Origin of the sequence: Streptomyces sp. NPDC007346 (assembly GCF_040703535.1) — a bacterium.
Lineage (GTDB): Bacteria > Actinomycetota > Actinomycetes > Streptomycetales > Streptomycetaceae > Streptomyces.
In genome coordinates this window covers 1-7,260 of sequence record NZ_JBEYKR010000232.1, presented here as the reverse complement: position 1 = coordinate 7,260, position 7,260 = coordinate 1, and the positions used below count along the sequence as shown (strand labels likewise).

Annotated in this window: 5 protein-coding genes; 4 read left to right on the top strand and 1 reads right to left on the bottom strand. The window is 73.3% G+C overall.

Translation table 11 applies throughout. The features are described from left to right. Positions 1-51: 51 nt before the first annotated feature. Complete coding sequence (locus AB0917_RS32860) at positions 52-2,445, top strand: excinuclease ABC subunit UvrA (protein WP_366823371.1); 2,394 nt, start codon at positions 52-54, stop codon at positions 2,443-2,445. Between the two features lie 113 nt (positions 2,446-2,558). On the opposite strand, the gene AB0917_RS32855 is transcribed toward AB0917_RS32860, so the two are convergent. Further along, positions 2,559-3,080 (bottom strand): hypothetical protein, encoded by a 522-nt coding sequence (locus AB0917_RS32855; RefSeq protein ID WP_366823370.1) that lies wholly within the window; start codon positions 3,078-3,080, stop codon positions 2,559-2,561. 198 nt (positions 3,081-3,278) lie between these two features. Here AB0917_RS32855 and AB0917_RS32850 point away from each other — a divergent pair, with 198 nt between their 5' ends. The 3 genes from AB0917_RS32850 to AB0917_RS32840 form a co-directional block, all read left to right on the top strand. Beyond that, the gene (locus AB0917_RS32850) at positions 3,279-4,166 is read left to right on the top strand and encodes an oxygenase MpaB family protein (RefSeq protein ID WP_366823369.1); all 888 of its coding nucleotides are present in this window, start codon (positions 3,279-3,281) and stop codon (positions 4,164-4,166) included. Between the two features lie 31 nt (positions 4,167-4,197). Then, entirely contained in the window at positions 4,198-6,477 is a 2,280-nt protein-coding gene (locus AB0917_RS32845) for a serine/threonine-protein kinase (RefSeq protein ID WP_366823368.1), read from the top strand. Between the two features lie 203 nt (positions 6,478-6,680). Next, the coding region (locus AB0917_RS32840; protein WP_366823367.1) for an FAD-dependent oxidoreductase at positions 6,681-7,260 on the top strand (580 nt) is incomplete at its 3' end.

The following is a 7,260-nucleotide window of genomic DNA, read 5'->3' as shown; positions in this document are numbered from 1 at the left end:
GCCGCCGCAGACGTGCGTGAGCGGCGGCCCCGCGCAACAGATGGAGAGACGATGAGCAAGGCCGGGAAGACCGGATCGCAGTCGGCTGCGCAGCCGGTCGCCGACAGCCACGAAGTGATCCGCGTGCACGGGGCGCGCGAGAACAACCTCAAGGATGTCGACATCGAGATCCCCAAGCGCCGGCTCACGGTGTTCACGGGGGTCTCCGGCTCCGGCAAGAGTTCGCTGGTGTTCAACACGATCGCCGCGGAGTCGCAGCGGCTGATCAACGAGACCTACAGCGCCTTCGTCCAGGGCTTCATGCCGACGCAGGCGCGGCCCGAGGTCGACGTACTCGAAGGGCTGACGACGGCGATCATCGTCGACCAGCAGCGGCTGGGCTCGGACCCCCGCTCCACCGTCGGCACCGCCACCGACGCCAACGCGATGCTGCGCATCCTGTTCAGCCGGCTCGGCAAGCCCCACATCGGCTCGCCCAACGCGTTCTCCTTCAACGTGGCCTCGGTCAAGGCGAGCGGCGCGATCACGGTGCAGCGCGGCGCCGGCACCAGGACCGAGAGGCAGACCTTCACCCGCACCGGCGGCATGTGCACCCGCTGCGAGGGCCGGGGCACGGTCTCCGACATCGACCTCACCCAGCTCTACGACGACACCAAGTCGATCGCCGAGGGTGCTTTCACCATCCCCGGCTGGAAGTCGGACAGCTGGTGGACCGTGCGGACCTACGCCGAGTCGGGCTTCCTCGACCCGGACAAGCCGATTCGCGAGTTCACCAAGAAGGAGATGCAGGACTTTCTCTACCGGGAGCCGACCAAGGTGAAGGTCGAGGGTGCCAACCTGACCTTCGAGGGGCTGATCCCCAAGATCCAGAAGTCGTTCCTGTCCAAGGACAAGGAGGCGATGCAGCCGCACATCCGAGCCTTCGTGGAGCGCGCGGTCACCTTCGCCACCTGTCCCGAGTGCGAGGGCACCCGGCTCAGCGAGGGCGCCCGGTCCTCGAAGATCAAGAAGATCAACATCGCCGACGCCTGCGCGATGCAGATCAGCGACCTGGCCGACTGGGTGCGCGAGCTGGACGAGCCGTCGGTGGCGCCGCTGCTCGGCGCGCTGCTGGGGACGCTCGAATCGTTCGTGGAGATCGGCCTCGGCTACCTCTCGCTCGACCGGCCCTCGGGCACGCTGTCGGGCGGTGAGGCGCAGCGCGTCAAGATGATCCGCCACCTGGGCTCCTCGCTCACCGACGTCACCTACGTCTTCGACGAGCCCACCATCGGCCTGCACCCGCACGACATCCAGCGGATGAACGACCTGCTGCTGCGGCTGCGGGACAAGGGCAACACCGTGCTCGTCGTGGAGCACAAGCCGGAGGCCATCGCCATCGCCGACCACGTCGTCGACCTCGGCCCCGGCGCCGGCAGCGAAGGCGGCACCGTCTGCTTCGAGGGCACCGTCGAGGGGCTGCGGGCCGGAGGCACCCTCACCGGCCGCCACCTGGACGACCGGGCCGTCCTCAAGGAGAAGGTCCGCACGCCCACCGGGGCGCTGGAGATCCGCGGCGCGTCCGCCCACAACCTGCGGGACGTCGACGTGGACATCCCGCTCGGGGTGCTCTGCGTGGTCACCGGCGTCGCGGGCTCCGGCAAGAGCTCGCTCATCCACGGGTCGATCCCGGCCGGTGAGGACGTGGTCTCGATCGACCAGACCGCGATCCGCGGCTCGCGCCGCAGCAACCCGGCGACGTACACCGGGCTTCTGGACCCGATCCGCAAGGCGTTCGCCAAGGCCAACGGTGTGAAGCCGGCCCTGTTCAGCGCCAACTCCGAGGGCGCCTGCCCCACCTGCAAGGGTGCCGGCGTCATCTACACGGACCTGGGGATGATGGCGGGTATCGCCACCGTCTGCGAGGAGTGCGAGGGCAAGCGGTTCGAGGCCTCGGTGCTCGACCACCACCTCGGGGGCCGCGACATCAGCGAGGTGCTCGCGATGTCGGTGGACGAGGCCGGGGCGTTCTTCGCCGACGGCGAGGCGCGCACCCCCGCCGCGCACAGGATCCTCACCCGCCTCTCCGACGTCGGGCTCGGCTACCTCAGCCTCGGTCAGCCGCTCACCACCCTCTCCGGCGGCGAGCGTCAGCGGCTGAAGCTGGCCACCCACATGGGCGAGAAGGGCGGTGTGTACGTCCTCGACGAGCCGACCACCGGTCTGCACCTGGCCGACGTGGAGCAGCTGCTCGGACTGCTCGACCGGCTAGTCGAGTCCGGCAAGTCGGTGATCGTCATCGAGCACCACCAGGCGGTCATGGCGCACGCCGACTGGATCATCGACCTCGGCCCCGGCGCCGGACACGACGGCGGCCGGATCGTCTTCGAGGGCACCCCGGCCGACCTGGTCGCCGACCGCTCCACGCTCACGGGGGAGCACCTCGCGGCGTACGTGGGGGGCTGACCGGGGGAGCGGTGTACGGGCCGGGGGAAGAGGCCCCCCGGCCCCGGGTGCGTCTGCCACCGTGTCCTGATCGCCCGGCCGTTCGAAGCGCGCGCCGGGCTCGCAGGCCCCGCTCAGGACGGCCGGTCGCGGTTGAGCCACGACGGGACCTCGGGGACGTCCGCGTCCCATGTCCGATCCGGCCCAGGCTGTGGCTCGGGCTCGGGCTCGGGCTCGGGCTCCGGCGGAGGCTGCACAGGCCGGCGCCGCACTGGTTCCGGGACGGCCGGCGGCTCGGGCTCCGGCTCCGGTTCCGGGACGGCCGGCGGCTCGGGCTTCGGCTCCGGTTCCGGGACGGCCGGCGGCTCGGGCTTCGGCGCGGCGCTGTCGTAGAGCTCCTCGATCACCGTGAACCGGCAGTGGAAGCTCTGCCAGGCCCCGTCCAGGACCAGCACGAACCCGTCGCGCTCCCGGTAGAGCCTCCGGCGCTTCGGACTGGCCGGGTGCACCGGCTTGTACACCTCGGCCCGCCGCCGCAGAGCCTCCAGCGCCTCCTCGTAGGTGCCGTCCACCTGGTCCATGACATCGGCCGACCAGACCCGGCGCTGGCCGCCGAGCCCGAGGTTCTGCTCCACGAGCAGTCCCCATCTGGGCATGTCTTCCCCCTTGTTGCTCGTCGCCGGCCGTCGGCCGCTCGCCGCGTCCCCCGCCCGTACCCCTGCCGCGCAGGGGCCCCGCGTCGTACCATTGTTCCCGATCTTGTTACGCGCCCGGCCACCGCCCGAGTGCACCGCCCAGGCGCACCGCCCGAGCGCACCGCCCCGAGTACACCGCCGAGCCGGAGGTACACGCGGATGAACGACGCCGACCCCGGCCTCTTCGGCCCCCGATCGGTCACCTGGCAGATGCACGGCGACCCGATGATGTGGGTCGCGGGCATCCGCGCTCTCCACCTCCAGGCCCTGCACCCGCGCGCGGTGCGCGGCGTCACGCAGAACTCCGACTTCCGCCACGACGCCTGGGGCCGGCTCATGCGCACCGCCTCCTTCGTCGGCACCATCACCTACGGCACCACCGCCGCCGCCGAACAGGCGGGCGCCCGGGTACGGAAGATCCACCGCACCCTCACGGCCACCGATCCGGCGACCGGCGAGAGATACGGCATCGACGAACCGGAGCTGCTGCTGTGGGTGCACTGTGCCGAGGTCGACTCCTACCTCCAGGTCCAGCGCCGCTCCGGCTTCCCCCTCACCGACGCCCAGGCCGACCGGTACGTCGACGAACACCGCGCCGGCGCCCGCCTCGTCGGTCTCGACCCGGCGCGGGTCCCGGCCTCGGCCGCGGCGCTCGCCGCCTACTTCGAGCGGGTGAAACCCGAACTCGCCGTGGGACCCGAGGCGGCCGACGTCGACGACTTCCTCCGCAACCCGCCCGTACACCCCCTGCTCCGCCCGGCGCGCGCCCTCCTGTGGCGGCGGGTCGCCGCACTCGCCTACCAGTCACTGCCCCCGTACGCCCACGCGTTGTACGGCAGACCGGCCCCGCCGCCGGCCATCGTGGACCGGCGGCTGCGCGCCACCGGGGCCGTCCTGCGCGCGATCCCGGACCGGCTGCGCTGGCAGCTGCCACCGGGGCACATCCTCAAGGCCATGGCCCGGCTCGGCCCCGGAAGCCGCCCCGCCGCGTACCGGCTCCGTCAGGAGGCCGCCATACTGGACGGGCCGGGGAGGGCGCAGCGGTAGCAGCAGGAGCGACGGGGGCGAGAAGCGGCAGATGGCGGACACCAGGCTGATCCAGAGCCGGTACCGGCTGCTCGATCTGATCGGGCGCGGCGGCATGGGCGAGGTGTGGCGGGCCCGCGACGAGTCGCTGGGCCGTCTGGTCGCCGTCAAATGCCTCAAACCCATGGGCCCCCAGCACGACCAGGCGTTCACCCGCGTCCTGCGCGAACGCTTCCGCCGCGAGGCCCGGGTCGCCGCCTCCCTCCAGCACCGGGGCGTCACCGTCGTCCACGACTTCGGCGAGCACGAAGGCGTCCTCTACCTCGTCATGGAGCTGCTGGACGGGCAGAACCTGAGCCAGCTCCTGGAGGAGAACCAGCAGCGGCCGCTCCCCGTCGACCATGTCGTCGACATCGCCGATCAGGTCGCGGACGCGCTCGGCTACACCCACCGGCAGGGCATCGTCCACCGCGATCTGAAGCCCGCCAACATCATGCGGCTGACCGACGGCACGGTGAAGATCTGCGACTTCGGCATAGCGCGACTCGGCCACGACATCAACGTCACCTCCCGCCTCACCACCACCGGCATCGCCATGGGCACCCCGCACTACATGTCGCCCGAGCAGATCGGCGGGAAGGAGGTCGACCACCGCAGCGACCTCTACTCGCTGGGCTGTGTGCTGTACGAGATCGCCACCGGCGTACCCCCGTTCGACCTGGAGGACCCCTGGTCCATCCTGGTCGGGCACCGCGATACCCGGCCCGAACCGCTGCGCACCCACCGCGCCGAACTCCCCGGCTTCTTCGAGCGCGTCGTCCTGGACCTGCTGGCCAAGACCCCCGACGAGCGGCCCGCCGACGCCGGCGACCTGCGCCGCCGCATCGTGCTCGGCCGCTCCGGCGAGCAGCAGGCGCTCGGGCCCTCCTCCTTGTCGGCGGCCCTCTTCGACACGCACCACGCGCCGGCCCCCGCCGTCCCGCGCACCGAGCCCGAACTGCCCGACTGGGCCCGCGACATGACCCCCGGGCCCAAGGCGACCGGCGCCCCCGGCCGGGACACCGGCCTCCCCGGCCCCGCCGCCGGACTGACCGGCCGGTGGACCACCGCCAGGAGCACCACGACGGCCGCGCCCCCCGGCGCCGACGGCTCCACCGGCGTTCCGCCGGCCGGGCCCGCCCCCACGCCCGAGCTGCTCGCCGCGCTCGCCGGCCGCCACAGCTCGGGTATCGACCTGGGGCGGCTGGGCCGCTGGGAGGAGGCGGGCGACGTCCACCGCGCGGTCGCCGCGCAGCGCGAGAGCGTCCTGGGCCCCGACCACCCGGACACCCTCGCCAGCCGGTACGAGGTCGGCTTCACCCTCAGCCGCACCGGCCGGGCCGCCGACGCGCTGCGCGAGTTCGGGCAGGTCGCCGCAGGCCGCGAACGCACCCTGGGCCCCGACCACCCGCAGACCCTCGCCGCCCGGCAGGAGACCGCCTACGTCCTCGGGCAGCTCGGCCGCCACTTCGAGGCCCATCAGGTGTACGCGGCGGTCCTGGCCGCCCGGACCCGCTCCATGGGCCCCGACCACCCGGACACCCTGCGCTGCCGCCACAACCTGGCGTTCAACCTCAGCCGCCTCGGACGCCCCGAGGAGTCGTGGCAGCTGGCCTGCCAGGTCGCCGACGACCGGGCCCGGCTGCTCGGCGCGACCCACCCCGACACGCTCGCCACCCGGTACGAGGTCGCCTACACCCTGGGCCGGCTGGGGCGCTGGGCGGAGGCGCTGGAGACCTACCAGGACGTGGCCCGGGTCCGCGCCGCCACCCTCGGTGCCGACCACCCCGACACCCTCGCCGCCCGCTACGAGGCGGGCATCGGTCTCGGCCGGCTCGGCCGCAGCGCGGAGGCGCTGGAGCTGTACCGGAGACTGGTCGCCGACTGTACGCGGGTGGGTGGCCCGTCCGACGCGGAGACACTGCGCGCCCGCCACGGTCTGGGCGTCAACCTGGGGCGGATGGGCCACTGGGAGGAGGCGCTCACCGAGGCGCGTGAGGTGTGCGCGCTCCGAGGCAGCACGCTGGGCCCCGATCACCCGGACACCGTGGTCAGCTGCCGCGAGGTCGCGGTGGCCCTCGGCTGGCTCGGCCGGTGGGCCGAAGCCCTCGCCGCGTACCGGCAGGTCGCCGAGGCGCGCGGCCGGGTCCTGGGCCCCGACCACCCGGACACCCTGGCCGCCCGCCACGACGAGGCGCACTGCCTGGACCGCCTCGGGCGCAAGGACGAGGCGGCCGAGCTGTACCGCACCCTCGCCGCACACCGTGCCCAGAACGCGATGCCGCCGCACTGAGCGGGGGCCCAGGGCCCCTTCGAACGGGCTATGGGCTGAGGGCGAAAGGCCACCGGACCTGCGGGCGAAAGCTCACAGGACCTGCGGGCGAAACGCGACCGGGCTAGCGGGCGGACGGGCCCCGGACCTGCTGGAACAGCCCCGCGACCGGTGGCCGGCCCGCGACCGGTGGCCGGGACACGGCCCGCGTGTTACGAAGGTTCATGCCCGCACCTGAGCCGTCCGCACACCGGTCGCCCGCCCCCCGGCCCCCCGCCCCCGCCCCGGGCCGCTACGACGCCGTGATCGTGGGCGGCGGCCACAACGGCCTGGTCGCCGCCGCCTACCTCGCCCGCGCCGGGCAGTCCGTCCTGGTCCTGGAACGCCTGGACACCACCGGGGGAGCGGCCGTCTCGACCCGCCCCTTCGCCGGGGTCGACGCCCGCCTCTCGCGCTACTCCTACCTGGTCTCCCTGCTGCCACGGAAGATCGTCCGTGACCTCGGCCTCGACTTCGCCGTACGCAGACGGACGGTCTCCTCCTACACCCCCGCCGTCCGCGACGGACGCCCCACCGGCCTCCTCGTCGGCGGCGACCGCACCCGGGAGTCGTTCGCCGCGCTGACCGGCGGAGAGCGGGAGTACGAGGCGTGGCGGAGCTTCTACGCCATGACGCGGCGCGTCGCCGAACGGGTCTTCCCCACCCTCACCGAACCGCTGCCCGCACGCGACGCGCTGCGGGCCCGGATCGACGACGCGGACGCCTGGCGGGCCCTGTTCGAGGAGCCGCTCGGGGTGGCCGTCG

Coding starts and splice junctions, on each gene's coding strand:
- AB0917_RS32860 (WP_366823371.1), top strand. CDS start 52: ATGAGCAAGGCCGGGAAGACCGGATCGCAGTCGGCTGCGCAGCCGGTC.
- AB0917_RS32855 (WP_366823370.1), bottom strand. CDS start 3,080: ATGCCCAGATGGGGACTGCTCGTGGAGCAGAACCTCGGGCTCGGCGGC.
- AB0917_RS32850 (WP_366823369.1), top strand. CDS start 3,279: ATGAACGACGCCGACCCCGGCCTCTTCGGCCCCCGATCGGTCACCTGG.
- AB0917_RS32845 (WP_366823368.1), top strand. CDS start 4,198: ATGGCGGACACCAGGCTGATCCAGAGCCGGTACCGGCTGCTCGATCTG.